This window comes from Streptomyces inhibens, from assembly GCF_022221585.1.
GTDB classification, from domain to species: Bacteria; Actinomycetota; Actinomycetes; order Streptomycetales; family Streptomycetaceae; genus Streptomyces; species Streptomyces inhibens.
This window is the reverse complement of sequence record NZ_CP084681.1, coordinates 6,268,568-6,282,742: the sequence shown is the minus strand read 5'-3', so window position 1 is coordinate 6,282,742 and position 14,175 is coordinate 6,268,568. Positions and strand designations below refer to the sequence as shown.

Below are 14,175 nucleotides of genomic sequence, written 5' to 3'. Positions count from 1 at the left end.
GGGAAATTCGATTGGTCGTGGATACAAGTGCCCTGCGATCCCAGCCAGTTGAGGACATTCCGGGTCGGGCCTGGGTCAGCTGCGGCGGTCGGGCTTGTTCAGACGAGCCAGGAGCAGAGCGACGTCGTCGCCCAGGCCGTGAGCCTTCTGCGTACCGGCAAGCAGGGCATCGACAACGGTCTCCAGGTCCGCCGTGGGAGCCCCCCGCAGACCCCGGAGAAACCTCTCGAAGCCCTGGTCGATGTCCTTGTTCACGGCCTCGAGCAGGCCGTCGGTGGTCAGCGCGAGCACGCTGCCCGGAGCGATGCGCAGGCGGGTGGTCGGGTACCGCTGCTCCCGGTCGATCCCCAGAGGGAGGCCGCCGGGGACCTCCAGGAGGCGCGGCGGCTTGCGGGGCGTGATCAGCGCTGGGGCCGGATGGCCCGCCCGGCACACCTGGAGCCTTCCGTCGGAGGGGGTGAGCGCGATGTAGCAGCACGTGGCGAACAGGGCCCTGTCCGGGTCGGTGTTCAGCTCGGCCAGCAGGCGGTTGGTGCGTTCCAGGACGGCCGCGGGTGGGTGTCCTTCGTTCGCGTAGGCGTGCACGGCGGTGCGCAGCCGCCCCATGAGAGACGCGGCGTGAACGCTGTGTCCCTGCACATCTCCGATGACCAGAGCCACGCCGCCGTCGGGCAGGCTGATGGCGTCGTACCAGTCCCCACCGATCCACATGCCGGAGGTGGCGGCCTGGTAGCGGGCGGCGATGGTCACACCCGGCACCGTGAGCGGCCCACGCGGCAGCATGCCGCGTTGGAGCTCGGTCGCGAGCGCGTGTTCCGACTCGTACATGCCGGCTCGCTCCAGTGACTGGGCGAGCAGTCCCATGGCGGCGACCAGGAGGGCCCGCTCCTCCGGCAGGAATTCCTGCGGCTCGGGGAAACTGACGAGGCAGGAACTGACGCGGCCGCGCGAGTCCGTGAGCGGCAGTGCCGCCCACGCCTGTCGGGCCGACTGCTCGAGCGGTGCCAGGTGCGGATATCCGGTGATCAGCGCGTCCGCGGAGCCGATGAGGACGGGCGCCCTACGGTCGAGTGACTCCTCCACGAGTGTGCGGACCGTGGCGTCGAGGACTCGCATGGAGTCCTCGCCCTGCTCGTCGTCGGCGCACGAGGCGACGACGGCCAACTGGTCCCCCTCCGGGGCGATCACTGCCAGCGCGCCTGCTCCGAAGGTACGCAGTCCTGCCTGTGCGGCGGCCATGATGTCCTTGACCGTCACCGCGGCGGCCAGAGCCGCGGTCAGCTCCTGCATCCAGCGGTCACGGGTGGCGCGCTCGTACAGCCGCCGCCTCTCCGCTTCGTGACGCTCATGGACGGCCGTGGTGTCCATGACTACTCCAACCATGCGGGCCGGCAGCCCGTCGGCGCCGGGCAGGACGCGGCCCCGGGCTTCCAGGGACCGGTGGCCGTCGTCGGAGGTGACGCGGTACTCGATCTGGTAGTTGCCGCAGGATTCCGCTATCAACCCCAAGGCATCGCGCACATCGGCCAGATCGGACTCGTGTACTGCGGCCAGGAAGCTCGAGATGTCCGACGGGCCGTTCTCGGGCATGCCGTGCAGCGCGAGGGTGAGCGGATCGCAGCTCACCTCGCCAGTGGAGATCTCCCAGAAGAAGAAACCCGCCTGCACGATGCTCGCGTTGGCCTGGAAGGCGCCGGGATTGGACTCATCCTCCCGGAATACGGCAGTACGCACCGACCCGACGTCTTTCACTGGATCCCCCTGCGGCGGCGTGCACTACTTCCCTCTGAGGAGCCGACCGGGCTCGACCGGATGAGCCACGCAGTGCAACGGGCGGCCGATGGAAACCAGCCAGTGAGGCGACTCGAGAGCCTGCGGGACTGCGACACCATTCCCTCCTAGATGCGAACGGGCTCTTGCAGCGGAGCGTGCTCTCGCCCTTCCAGGGAAGATCGCCGGACCGACCCAGCTGTGGCCGGATCGTGCGCATGGTAGTAACTTCCTGGATCTTTCGCCAGACGTCCCACCCGGCAGACCGCGTCGACCGGGCAAGCGAAGGCGTTCCTACGCTCGGCCCACGCCGGTCGCTCAACGCGCGGCACAGGTGGGTCCTGGCAGAGCGCCCGCCGCTTCGTTTCAGGCGCCCAGCTGGGCGCCTCAACCCGTACGAGCCGGCCTTGCCCCCGACCGCTGCACCTGGACGAGAACCCCAACGGCTACTGCGGGATCGGCGGGACGGGGGTCAAGCTAAGTGACCCATCCGAAGGCGGCTGGGGCTCGTGTCCGACGGGGATCGCGCCCGTCGAGGACTGACCTTGGGAATCTTGGCCGGAGCAGGGCGTAGGGGCGAACGCCCCGCTTGGCACGGATGACCCCGTAATTCCCGAGCTCAGAGCTTCGGAGCGATCAGGCCTCGGCAGCGGCATGGCCGCCGGCCGCACCCCGCCCTCCGGTCTACCTCTGATCTTGGCCAGTGCTCCGCCCTTCAGGGCGGGGGTGAAGGTCATCCTTGGTCCGGAGGCGCGGAGCGCCGGAGCGCTCTGCGGCTCCGGGGTGACGGTCAGACGGGACGCTGCTGGTTTTCGATGTACTGCTTGACGACGGTCAGGGGTGCCCCGCCGCATGATCCTGCGAAGTAGGAACCGGACCAGAAGTGTCCGCCCCACAGGTACCGGCGGACGTGGCTGTCGTACTCCTGGCGGAGCCTGCGGGAGCTGACGCCCTTGAGGGAGTTGACCAGCTTGGAGAGCTGGACTTTGGGCGGGTAGTGCACGAGCAGGTGGACGTGGTCCTGTTCGCCGTTGAACTGTTTCAGTTCGGCCTCGAAGTCGTCGCAGACCTCCCGCATGATCTCTTCGGTGCGGGTCAGCATGGCGTCGGTGAACGCCTTCCGCCGGTACTTCGTGACAAAAACCAAGTGAACATGCAGGTTGTGGACGACGTGACGTCCGGTGCGTACGTCGGGATTAGGATTCCAGCGCGGTGACATAAACCAATATTATGTTTCTCGGTCGTGAGTCAAGACGCCCTGGTCAAGCGACAGTTCGGGCACCGTGCCCGGCTTTCGCTGTCTCCTGCCGGGGTTCGCGCGGCGGATGATCAGGCGCACGCGGCCCGCACGATGTGGAATCTTCTCCACGCGTGGTGGCGGATGATGCCGAAGGAAATGCGGACTCTTGCGAACGCGGACGCCGCGATCCGACAGGCCCGCGAGGACATCGACTTCCTGGCCGCCCTCCCCGCCCAGGCCGCGCAAGCGGTACTCAAGACGTACTTCCGGGCGTGGAAGAACTGCTGGGAGGGCCGCGCCGACGCCCCGAACTTCAAGGGCCGGTTCCGCACGGTGATGTCCGTGGACATCCCGCAGGGCCGCGACCTGAACATCACCCGCGTGCACCGCCGCTGGGGCATGGTCAACATTCCCAAGGTGGGCCGGGTCCGCTTCCGGTGGACCAAAGACCTTCCGGTCGGCAAGCGTGCCAATGCGAACAACCGGATCACCGGGGCACGACTGATCAAGGACGCGCTCGGCTGGCACATCGCCTTCCGTGTTCAGACCTTGGAGGTCAAGCCCGATCCCCACCAGGGGCCGGACGTCGGCATCGACGTGGGTGTCACCGTGCCCATAGCCCTCTCGGACGGCGAAACGTACGAGCATGGCGAATGGCTGACCGGCAAGGAGAAGGCCAGGCTTTTGCACCTGGAGCAGCGCGCCGCGCAGCGTAAGCAGCACCGCAAGCCCGGCGAGCGCACCAGCCGCCGGCTGCACCGCACCTACGACCAGATCGCAGGACTCCGCGCGAAAGCCAAGCGCCGGGCCTTGGACTGGCAGCACCAGACGACCACCGTCATCGCCCGCACATACGGCACCGTCGTGGTCGAAGCGCTCACCATCACGAACATGGTCAAGTCGGCCAGGGGAACCATCGAGGAGCCGGGGAAGAACGTCGCCCAGAAGTCTGGGCTGAACCGCTCCATCAGCGGGGAGGCATGGGGCCGGACGGTCACCATGCTGACGTACAAGACCGCCCAGCTCGGCGGCACCCTGCACAAGGTCCCCGCCCCCGGCACCTCCAGGCGCTGCTCGGCGTGCGGCTTCACCACGCCCGGCAACCGGGAGAGCCAGGCCGTGTTCGTGTGCAAGAACCCGGACTGCGGCTGGTCGGGCAACGCCGACCACAACGCAGCCCGGAACGTCTTGCACCTGTACCGGATGGGCCTCGCGCTCATCCCGGCTGCCGGGAGGGCAGTCGTCAGGCGCGCGAAGCGCGTCAAGCCCGCTGCCGCAAGGTAAGCAGGAATCTCCCGGCTTCAGCCGGAAGAGCACTTCAATGAGGCGACGACAGGACGTTGACCACCGCGTTCAGTGGCTCCGGTGACGTGGAGAACTCACCGAGGAAGGGATAGGACAGTTCTGTGACGAGGAACAGGTTGGCGGCAACGAGGACGCTCACCGCCCCGACCATCCCGTAGTGCATCTGAGCCTGCTCGGAGCCGAAGACGACGGAGAACCCGAGGACCAGTCCAGTGGTCAGAAAGATCACCATCCACAAGGACAGGGGTGGGCCGACGTTACTGCGTGCCTCAAGCAGCCGTCCCGTTCGTGCGAGATCCAATTCCCTCAGGGACGCGAGCGAGCTGGCGAGGAAGGCTCGTTGGGTATCGCTGCGGGGCTTGATGTTCTCGTACGTGCTGTGCAGGCGGTTCAGCGCGTTCTCCGCCTCGGGCGTGGTATTGCCGCGCGCGGCGTGGGGCCACTCGGCCGCCGCCGCGCGTCCGTACTCCATCAGGCTCTGCCGGATCCGTGCGCTCTCGGCCGTGCCGAACACATTGCGGGCCCTGGCCATCTGCACCGCCGCGGCGCCCTCGGTCCGCGTCGTCTGGTCTGCCGAGTTCACCTGGCCCCAGAGCGCGAGGACGATGAAGCCGATGAGGAACCCGTAGACAACAGCGATAACAGGGAAGAGGAACTGTGCGACCTCGTTGTGCTCGCCTTGCTTGAGGCGAGGGAATCGGTGCCGGACAAACGCCTGGATGATTGCTGTCCCGCCGGCGATACCGACGACGAGCCCTGCCAGCAGCAACCAGGAAGGGAGGTTGATCACGATCCAACGGGTCACCGCTCCACGCTCCTGACATACCCCACACCCGCCACCACCGGCGCGGTGGCCAACGAAAGCCCCGGTCTGTGGACACGCCCTCTTCGTCTCTTCAGCGCGAGATGACCGCATCTTCGGCGCGAGACGACCGCACATGATCGGCATCCACCCGGCACGGGACGGGGGCTCGCCCGGGACGCAACGGAGGTGTTCAGCTCAGAAGAGGAGAGGCCTCTGTGGATCAGCCGGTGTGCCCCGGGGCCCGGGATTGTTGGCCGGGCCCCGCGAGACCCTGCGCGCCATGAGGGTGCACGTTCTGTACGGCGAGGGTGGGTTCGTACCCAACGAGCTGGGCCAGGGGCGACCGGATGCCTATCCATGGCACCTCGCCTTGGAGGCCGCCGAGCAGGCGGCGAACGCCCGGTCCTGACGGCCCAGGAACCAGAGGCCCCCACCACGGCTTGACGTGGATCAAGCAGCCGCGCAGGCGCTCTCAGCCATCAGTCGGCGTGCGATTGCCGTAGGGCAGTCCCGCCCCAGCTCTCCCCAGATGGGTCACTTAGCTTGACGCCCGTCCCTACCGGGTTGTGTTGCCACGTGCTTCGCTCGGCCGGTCAGTGGACGACGACGCCTGGGACAAGCGCGACGAGGCCGGAGACAAAGCTCCCTACGCCTGCGAGCGTGACGATGGTGGCCTTGCCATCCGAGAACAGGCCTGAGCAGAAGGCGCGTAGCTTAAGTTTCTGCCAGCGGTGCTGGCGGACCTGCGGACATCCCATGAGAAGTCCCGAAGCGTTGTTCCGGCAGCCGTCATCTCGCCCTCGGACCGGAGCACCACACGTAACAGGGGCTCGGAAGAAGCACCACGCGGTAGTGACTGCTGAGAGCACGATCACCACGATTGGTCCTGCCGCATGGTTGATCCACGCGGCGATCAGCAGAAGGCCACTTAAGACCCCCCACTACTTGCCCAGACCACCAAGCCCTTTTCCTGCCGCCCCCGAGGTTGCCATGACCTGCATTTTGTTGGGTCTGCTCCCGCCGTCTGTACGTGCTGCCCCTCCTTGGCTGGACAGCAGCGTAGATAGGCGGATTCGTGCTCGTTGCGGATCGACCAGTAGTCCGTTGCTGACCTGCTTCGACGCCACTCCGCCTCGCGCATGACGCGGGAGCACTTCATCCCGGTGGGGCGCACCGGCGATGTCCTCCACCGCATGGTCGACGCGGTCCGACCCGTCCCGGTGGGCATGCCTGACGACATCGCATGGATGAGCTGGGAGGATTCGCAGGTCGAGGTCTTCGAACACGACATCTACACCGTGCTGCTGGCAGCCGATCCGACCCAGATCCCAGCTGCGCTCGGGGACGTACCGCGGCACAAGCGGCCACGCTGGCCAACGGCGACTTCACCCTCACGCACGACGACCTGCTCGCCGGCGACCTGGACCGCTTACACCGTCTCCGGCCGATGGATGAATGACCGTCAGGCCGCAGATGAATGGCCGTCAGATCGCAGCAGGCTGTTCCGTGCCCCTCGCATTCGCCTCCGCATTGCGGATTCGGTGGCGCTTTGTCACGAGGACCGCGGTGCGGGTGAGGACCATGGCAAGTGACATGAAGACAAAGGCATTTGCGTAGACGTCCGGGCCGCTGAGTTCGTTCTCGATGCTGAAGCGGATCAGGTCGTCGGTGAACCAGTGCTCGGCTCCGTAGGCGAAAAGGACCCGGGCGCTGGAGAGGACGATCCAGACGAGGGCATATCCGAATCCGCCGGTGGTGTAGATCCGGCCGTCGGTGCCGCGGTGTGCGGGGAGCAGTGCGCCGGCCACCAGGCCGCAGATCACGCCCACGCCGAGGCCGATGAGCTGGAACGACGGCGCGTTCCCGGAAGTCGGGAAGGAGCGCACGAAGATTGCGATGATGAGGGCGACCGCGATCACGGAACGCAGCATCCGCATATTGGTGAGCCGGCGGTGGCCCAGGTCGGTCGCGAGGATGATGGTGAGGATTGTTCCGCTCGCAATGAGTGCGATGACGAACTGACTCAGGTGGCTCATCGGCAGCCGGGCCTTTCTTTTTACGAAAACCGCGGCGTCCGCGGCATGTCCTCAACGACGTTATGGCGGCGGGACTTTGTCGCGGGACGACCGACCGGTGGATTCGGGTGTCCACCGGTCGGTGGACAGCGCGGCGGTGGGGGGCGGGTGATAGGACAGGGGCATGGTGGAGGCTGGGGTGGGGCGCGCGGCCGAGGCGCGGGTGCGGTGGTTCGGGCTGTGGGACAGCTACTTCGTGATCTGCTATCTGGTCACCACGGGGCTGGTGTTCACGTCCGGGGTCCCGCAGAGTCACCGTGTCATCGCCATCGGCGCGCTGACGCTGGCCGTGCCCTGGTACGCGGGCGTCGGGCGGCCGCTGATGCTGCGCCACGACAGCGACCGGCGGAACGTCGTCTTCCCCGTCGGCCTCTTCGTGCTCTTCGTCGTGGCCGGCGCGGTCGATCTGATGAGTTCCTTCGCCCTGTTCGCCATCGTCCCGATGGTGATGATGAGCCTGGCGACCAGGCCGGCCATCGTGGTCGCCGGGCTCGGCAATCTCGTCCCCGTGACGATGCTGTGGTGGCAGGGCGGCACCGCGTCCCCGGCTGTGCTGTCCGTGCTGCTCGCCTCGCTGCTCGGGATCGCGCTGTCCGTACTCCTCGGGCTGTGGATCAAGCGGGTGGTGCGGCAGAACAAGGAACACGCCGAGCTGATCGAAGAGCTCCGGAAGAACCGCGAACAGATGGCTCGGCTGTCGCACGAGGCCGGCATCGCCGCCGAACGCGAGCGGCTGGCGCGGGAGATTCACGACACCCTGGCGCAGAGCCTGACCAGCATCATCGGCCTCGTTCAGGCCGCCGAATCGGAGGTGGAGGGAGCCCCGGGCCTGGACCGTGCCCGCAAACACCTGGCGCTGGCCGGGCGGGCGGCCAAGGAGGGCCTGGTCGAGGCGCGCGATTTTGTGGCCGCCCGGACGCCCGCTTCGCTGCGGGAGAGCTCGCTGGCCCAGACCGTACGGCGGCAGACGGACGCTCTGACCGCCCAGACGGGGCTGCCGGTGCGGTTCGCCGTCGAGGGGGACGAACAGCCCCTGCCGATGGCGGTCAGCGTCGTCCTGCTGCGCGGCGCGCAAGAGACCCTCGCGAACATCCGCAAGCATGCCGCCGCCCGCAGGGTGGTGGTCACGCTCCGGTACGCCGGGAGTCATGTCGCTCTCGTCGTCACCGATGACGGCGAGGGTTTCGACGCGGCCGCGGGAGAGGATGCGGGGGAAGACGATCGGGATGGGGGCTTCGGGTTGCGTGGCTTGCGGGCACGAGTGGCGGAGATCGGCGGGGTGACGGCGGTCAGCAGTGGACGGGGGGAGGGGACCACCGTCGAAGTGAAGGTTCCCCTGGTGGAAGCGCCCCGGGCGGAGGCGCCCCCGGCGGAGGCGCCCCGGGTGGAGGCGTCCCTGGGCCATGCGGCGGAGGGGGCGAGCCATGGGCGCTGAGCAGGCGGCCACGGTCAGGGTGCTGCTGGCCGATGACCATCCCGTCGTCCGTGAGGGGCTCTGCGCGATGCTGGAGTCCGACCCGGGGATCGAGGTCGTCGGGCAGGCGGGCTCCGGTGAAGAGGCCGTGACGCTGGTGGGCCGGCTCGCTCCGGACGTCGTGCTGCTCGATCTGCGGATGGGCGGGCTGGACGGGGTCGGCGCGACCGGGCAGATCCTTCGGCGGTCGCCAGGCACCAAGGTCGTGATCGTCACCACCTACGAGGAGGACTCCGACATCCTGCGCGCCGTGGAGGCGGGCGCGGCGGGCTATCTCCTCAAGGGCAGTTCCCGGGCGGAGCTGATCGGCGCGGTGCACGCTGCGGCGCGCGGTGAGACGGTGCTGACGCCGTCGCTGGCCACCAAGCTGTTCCGGGCGCGGGCGGTGGAGGCGCCGCTGCTGTCCGGCCGGGAGTGCGAGGTGCTGCGGCTGGTCGGCCAGGGTCTGACCAATGCGGAGATCGGCCGGGAGCTGTTCATCGGTGAGGCCACGGTCAAGACGCACCTGCTGCGCGCGTTCAAGAAACTGGAGGTGTCGGACCGGACCGCGGCCGTGATGACGGCGTGGGAGCGCGGGTTGTTGTCCTAGCGCCCGGGAGCCGCGCCGCCCCGGCCGCCCCTCTCCCTGTGACGCCCCTCCTGCGCCCGCGCACCCCTTGAGAGCAGTCACCTTCCGGAGGTCGGACAGCGATGCGCTCACCGTCGTCCGTGCCGAGCTCCTGGTGCGGCATCTGCTCACCACGGCGGTGGCGCCGGGCGGACGGCTGGTGATCGGCCCGTACACGGGGAGGCCGTTGTCCGAATGGGCTCGAACTCGGGGCAAAGTCCGTGGTGGTGAGCCCGTGTCTTCTTCATCGGCTTTCGGTCGCCGTAGCGCCGTCGCCCCCGTCCGGTCCGGCGCCAGGAACGCACCGGAGAAGAGAAGAAACGAATTTGCCCATCTCCGGCCGGGCCTGGATTTCGGCCATTCCTTGGCGATGAGGTTTCCCGATCGTGGCCTTGACGGCCGCATACGCATTACTCAACGCTGACCTGTGCGCCGGGCGTAACCGAGCGTTGCCCGTTACGTGTTACCCCCGCACTGCCCCAGATGGCCGGAGGTTCGCCGGACGGAAAGCGGCGAGCGAAAAGCGAAAGAAAAGCGAGAGAAAAAAGAAAAATGGTCGTGAAGGATCAGGCACTGTTCCCGTCCGCGAGATGTGGCGTGTTGCGCGCACCTCTTCATCCCGCGTCATGTGCGGCGGAAAACCGCGTCGGCTTTACGGAAGGCGGGCCCGAAGAAGGGCAGTTGCGGCCGTTACGGATTGCGGGGCCGCGGCGCCGTACACGCCACCAGGACCGACGCAGGAGGAAGCGATGACCGCTCCGGTAGCCGCCAAGGACACCGCGCGGGAGAGCGCCGGGCGGATCGTGGCCGACCTGGCCGAACGACTCGCCGACCCCGGGAGCGTGGTGCGGGCCGCCACCGCCCCGGGCAACCTGGACCGCTGTCCGGGCAGACCGGCGCCGGAGCCCCCTTGGCACGGTCTCGCCCTCTCGGAGGGCCACCCCGGAGTGGCGCTGCTCTTCGCCGAGCTCTCCCGCACGGCCCCCGCGCACCGCACCGCCATACACGCCCATCTGACCGCCGCCACCCGGGAACTGCCGGCGCCCAGCGGCGGCTGCCTCTTCGAGGGCGCACCGGCGCTGGCCTTCGCGGCACGCACCGCCAGGCACGATCCGGACGACTACGCCGAGCTGCTCGACCACCTCGACGAGCTGGTCGGCGCGCAGCTACGGGCGTTGCTCGCCGAGGAGAGCGCCCGTCTCGACGCGGGGCGGGCCGGTGCGCGACTGGGCGCGTACGACACCCTCGCCGGCGCCGCCGGACTCGCCCGCCATCTGCTCCTGGACCCCGCCCGCCACCCTCGGCTTCTGCGCGACACCCTCTCCTACTTCGTACGGCTCACCCGCCCGGTCAGGGCCCATGGACACACCGTCCCCGGCTGGTGGGTGCCCACCCAGCCGGCCGTCGACCCCGACGCCCGCTTCACCCGCGGGCACTTCAACCTCGGGCTGGCACACGGTATTTGCGGTCCGCTGGTGCTGCTCGCCCGCGGCTGGGAGGAGGGCATCCGCGTCCCCGGCCACGAAGAGGCCATGGCCCGGATCGCCGACCATCTCCTGGCGTTCCGGCGGTACGACGGCCTGTGGCCGGGTGCGATCGGCTTCGACGACTTCCTCTCCGGCGACCGTGCACCCGCCGTGGACGACAACATGGTCGCGTGGTGCTACGGCACGCCGGGGGTGGCGCGGGCGCTGTATCTCGCGGGGCGCGCGCTCGACCGCGCCGACTGGCGTCGTACGGCCGTGCAGGCGCTGGGTGATGCGCTGGGGCTGCGGCCGCCCGGGGCCACCGACAGCTCGCTGTGCCACGGCTGGGCCGGTCTGCTGCACATCACCTGGCGGATGGCCGACGACAGCGGCGACCGGCGCCTGACGGAGCTGGTGCCCCGGCTGGCCGCACCGGTCCTCGACGCGTACGACGCCGCTCTCCCCTTCGGCTTCCACTACGAGCGTCCGGGTCTGCCGCCGGACCGGTCCCTGGCAGCGCACCGCGCCGGGTTCCTGGAGGGCGCCGCCGGGATCGGGCTCGCCCTGCACACCTACGCCACGGGCCGGGCGCCGTCCGGGCATTGGGACGCGGCCCTGCTGCTCAGCTGAGGTCTGAGTCCTTCTCCCTCTGCTGCATCTTCTGCATCCGCTGCTGTGCGTTTCACGGACGGACCGCCCGGAAGCGGAAGTTGTCGTGGGTGAGTGTGATGTCGGGGTCGTGGAAGCCGGCCGCGCGCAGCCGGTCCGGGAGGGTTTCGGGGGGCACCGGAACGTAGGTGTCGCGCAGATGGATGAGGCGGAAGCCGCGGCCGGCGCGGCCGTCGCAGCCCGCGAAGACACCGCCGGGGCGCAGCACCCGGCACACCTCCGCGAAGAGTTGGTCCTGCTGCCGCGGCGACGGCACATGGTGCAGCATCGTGAAGCAGACGACGGCGTCGAAGCCGCCGTCCGGCAGCGGCATCGCACTGCCGTCGCCGTGCACGACGTCGATCCGGCCGCCGTACTCCGTGCGCAGCCGCCCGGCCGCGTCCTCGTCGACCTCGAGGACGCTCAGCCGGCCGCCGACCAGGCGCTCCAGCACGCGCGTCGTGGCACCGTATCCGGGCCCGATCTCCAAGGTGTCGGCGTCCAGTTGGACGTCTTCCAGGGCCCACGGCAGCAGGTCCTTCTCCACCGAGCGGGCCCACGTCCGGGAGTTGCACAACCACTGGTGATAACGGTTCATGGAGGTCATGGGCCGAGCGTAGGAAGCGGCCGCCGTGACCACCACGCGACAGGGGGACATGTTGTATCGCAGGACGGACAACGACGCCGCTGACCTTCCGGGCGGGCAGGACGGACCGGGTGGGAAGGACGGGCCGGAACGGCAGGTGGCACCGCCGGGGCCGCCCGCCGAAGCGGCCGTCGTTGTCGGGAGCTTCGCGATGGGCGGCGGGCAGTGGTTCCCGGCCCATCAGCACGCTCACCATCAACTGGCCTGGGCGAGGCGGGGAGTTCTGGCCGTACGGGCGGTCGGCAACACCTGGGTGCTGCCGCCGTCGATGGCGCTGTGGATCCCGGCCGGCACCCGCCATGCCACCGGGGCGGCGGGCCCGGCGCTCTTCCGGAGCCTGTACTACCTGCCGGCGCGCTGCCCGGTCGGCTGGACCGCGCCCACCGTCGTCGGCGTCTCACCGCTGCTGCGCGAGCTGATCTCGTATCTGGCGGACGACACCCTGGCCGCGGCCGCCCGCGAACGGGCCGAGGCCGTGGTCCTCGATCAGCTGCGCCCGGTGTCGGTCGCCACGGTGCAGGCCCCGATGCCCCGCGACCCGCGGGCCCGCCGGGTCGCGGAGGCGCTGCGCGCCGATCCGGCGGACGGGCGGACGCTGGCGGAGTGGGGCGCGCGGGTGGGCGCGAGCGGCCGGACGCTGGCGCGTGCGTTCGTCACGGACACCGGTATGCCGTACGGGCAGTGGCGCACCCGGGTCCGGCTCCAGGCGGCCATGCCACTGCTGGCCGCCGGCGGGACGGTCGCGGCGGTGGCGGCACGGGTGGGCTACGCCTCGCCGAGCGCGTTCGTCGCCGCGTTCCGGCGGGCGGTGGGGGTGCCACCGGGCGCGTACTTCGCGCCGCTGGAGGCTTGAGCGCGGGCTTACCCGTCTCCCAGTCGCGCCCGGTCCGCCGCCGCTCTGCCCTGGTGCCAGCCGTCCACGTCGCGTACGCCGCGCAGACGGACCGGGGCGGTGTCCGGGAAGAGGGCGGTGGTGGTTTCCTCGACGGCGAGTTCGCGGGCGGCGAGGACCGGGAGGAGGTCGGGGGCCGCGTCGGCGGACTCGACGGTGGCGGCGGCCGTGGCGGCTTCGGTGGCCGCGGCCAGCCGGTCGCGGATGCGGTCCGCGTAGCCGACCAGGAAGGTCTGGCGGAAGTCCCGGGTACGGCGGGAGCGGCCGCGGGCGTGGTGGTCGTCGCCCGCGCGGTTCATCGCGGCGGTCGCCTGGAGCAGCAGCGAGGTGTAGAGCATCTCGGCCGCCTCCAGGTCGGGCGCGAAGCCGACGAGGGTGGAGAAGCCGACATCGGCGGCCCAGACGGCCTGGCAGCGGTTGGCGGCCGCGACGGCGTCGAGGAGCAGCGCCTTGGCCTGTTCGTACGGTCCCTCGATGCCGATGCGGACCGCCGAGGGGCCGCCGGCCTGCCCGCCCGGGGAGCCGTCCGCGCGGTCGAGGAGCGCCTCGTCGATGCTGTGCCGGGCCATCAGCTCCTGAGCCTTGGCGGACAGCGCCTCGGCCTCCTCGGCGTAGTCGGTCGCCTCGGCCTTGGCGAGCAGTCCGCGGATCTTGCCGAGGGCGCGCGAGGCGGCCGCGCCGCCGGCCGCGGTCCTCGTCGGTGCGGCCTGCGGCGGTGTCGGCAGCGGGGCGATACGGGGCAGCCGGGCGAGGGAGCGCAGCGCCTTCAGCACGTCGTACGCGATCTCGAAACGGGAGGCGCGGCGGCGCTTGGCCAGTGCGTCGAGATAGCCGCGGTCGGATCCCCACCAGACCTCGGCGCCGAGCCGGTGCAGCTGCTCGGCCCAGCGGGTGTCGTGCGCGGACCGGGCCCCCGACGCGCGGGCCGCCTCGGCGGCGATGGCATCGACGACCAGCGCCACCAGCGCCGCGTCGGCCGCCTCGCGCCGTACGATCCGCTCCAGGTCGGCGGGGTGCCAGCCGCCCGCCCAGCACTGCCGTACGCCCGCCACGGCGGCCGCGACCACCGCCGCGCTCACCGCCTCCCAGCCGGCCTCGGCCGCGGCCAGCATCGAGGCGCCCGCCTCGATGGCGTCCTCGGCGCGCTCGCCGTCCGGCGCGTAGCGGACGCTGCCGAGCACATCTGCCACCAGCTCGTCGGCCGCCGACGGCTGCGGCCCGCCACGCCCTATTCTTCCGCGCTCACT

General features: G+C 69.9%; 12 protein-coding genes and 1 pseudogene. 7 read left to right on the top strand and 6 right to left on the bottom strand.

Annotated features, from left to right (window positions below; genetic code table 11):
* Window positions 1-75: 75 nt before the first annotated feature.
* Entirely contained in the window at window positions 76-1,734 is a 1,659-nt protein-coding gene (locus KI385_RS28580; protein ID WP_238575021.1) for a PP2C family protein-serine/threonine phosphatase, read from the bottom strand.
* A gap of 459 nt (window positions 1,735-2,193) precedes the next feature.
* Here KI385_RS28580 and KI385_RS44670 point away from each other — a divergent pair.
* Window positions 2,194-2,313 (top strand): annotated as a pseudogene (locus KI385_RS44670) (peptide-methionine (S)-S-oxide reductase MsrA); the annotation flags it as partial.
* A gap of 247 nt (window positions 2,314-2,560) precedes the next feature.
* Here the strand turns inward: KI385_RS44670 and tnpA are convergent.
* Window positions 2,561-2,989, bottom strand: a complete 429-nt coding sequence (gene tnpA / locus KI385_RS28575; protein ID WP_238575020.1) for an IS200/IS605 family transposase — start codon at window positions 2,987-2,989, stop codon at window positions 2,561-2,563.
* A gap of 78 nt (window positions 2,990-3,067) precedes the next feature.
* On the opposite strand from tnpA, the gene KI385_RS28570 reads away from it, so the two are divergent.
* Window positions 3,068-4,294, top strand: a complete 1,227-nt coding sequence (locus KI385_RS28570; RefSeq protein ID WP_238577886.1) for an RNA-guided endonuclease InsQ/TnpB family protein — start codon at window positions 3,068-3,070, stop codon at window positions 4,292-4,294.
* A gap of 34 nt (window positions 4,295-4,328) precedes the next feature.
* Here the strand turns inward: KI385_RS28570 and KI385_RS28565 are convergent, their stop codons facing one another.
* The gene (locus KI385_RS28565; protein ID WP_238575019.1) at window positions 4,329-5,084 is read right to left on the bottom strand and encodes a bestrophin-like domain; all 756 of its coding nucleotides are present in this window, start codon (window positions 5,082-5,084) and stop codon (window positions 4,329-4,331) included.
* A 316-nt stretch (window positions 5,085-5,400) separates the two neighbouring features.
* Here KI385_RS28565 and KI385_RS28560 point away from each other — a divergent pair, with 316 nt between their 5' ends.
* The gene (locus KI385_RS28560) at window positions 5,401-5,529 is read left to right on the top strand and encodes a hypothetical protein (RefSeq protein ID WP_425356967.1); all 129 of its coding nucleotides are present in this window, start codon (window positions 5,401-5,403) and stop codon (window positions 5,527-5,529) included.
* A 1,075-nt stretch (window positions 5,530-6,604) separates the two neighbouring features.
* Here the strand turns inward: KI385_RS28560 and KI385_RS28555 are convergent.
* On the bottom strand, window positions 6,605-7,156 hold the full coding sequence (locus KI385_RS28555) for a hypothetical protein (RefSeq protein ID WP_238575018.1): 552 nt from the start codon (window positions 7,154-7,156) through the stop codon (window positions 6,605-6,607).
* A gap of 163 nt (window positions 7,157-7,319) precedes the next feature.
* Here KI385_RS28555 and KI385_RS44015 point away from each other — a divergent pair, with 163 nt between their 5' ends.
* The 3 genes from KI385_RS44015 (at window position 7,320) to KI385_RS28540 (ending at window position 11,372) form a co-directional block, all read left to right on the top strand.
* Window positions 7,320-8,630: a sensor histidine kinase gene (locus KI385_RS44015; RefSeq protein WP_281066918.1), complete on the top strand. Its 1,311-nt coding sequence runs from the start codon at window positions 7,320-7,322 to the stop codon at window positions 8,628-8,630.
* The gene (locus tag KI385_RS28545) at window positions 8,620-9,258 is read left to right on the top strand and encodes a response regulator transcription factor (protein ID WP_281066917.1); all 639 of its coding nucleotides are present in this window, start codon (window positions 8,620-8,622) and stop codon (window positions 9,256-9,258) included. Before KI385_RS44015 ends, KI385_RS28545 begins: the two co-directional genes overlap by 11 nt.
* Window positions 9,259-10,025: 767 nt before the next feature.
* Window positions 10,026-11,372 (top strand): lanthionine synthetase C family protein, encoded by a 1,347-nt coding sequence (locus KI385_RS28540; protein WP_238575017.1) that lies wholly within the window; start codon window positions 10,026-10,028, stop codon window positions 11,370-11,372.
* 52 nt (window positions 11,373-11,424) lie between these two features.
* Here the strand turns inward: KI385_RS28540 and KI385_RS28535 are convergent, their stop codons facing one another.
* Window positions 11,425-11,997 (bottom strand): class I SAM-dependent methyltransferase, encoded by a 573-nt coding sequence (locus KI385_RS28535; protein WP_238575016.1) that lies wholly within the window; start codon window positions 11,995-11,997, stop codon window positions 11,425-11,427.
* 25 nt (window positions 11,998-12,022) lie between these two features.
* Between KI385_RS28535 and KI385_RS28530 the strand changes: the two genes are divergently transcribed.
* Window positions 12,023-12,889: an AraC family transcriptional regulator gene (locus KI385_RS28530; RefSeq protein ID WP_281066916.1), complete on the top strand. Its 867-nt coding sequence runs from the start codon at window positions 12,023-12,025 to the stop codon at window positions 12,887-12,889.
* Window positions 12,890-12,897: 8 nt separating this feature from the next.
* On the opposite strand, the gene KI385_RS28525 is transcribed toward KI385_RS28530, so the two are convergent.
* Window positions 12,898-14,109, bottom strand: a complete 1,212-nt coding sequence (locus KI385_RS28525) for a DUF2786 domain-containing protein (protein ID WP_425357100.1) — start codon at window positions 14,107-14,109, stop codon at window positions 12,898-12,900.
* Between the last annotated feature and the right edge of the window lie 66 nt (window positions 14,110-14,175).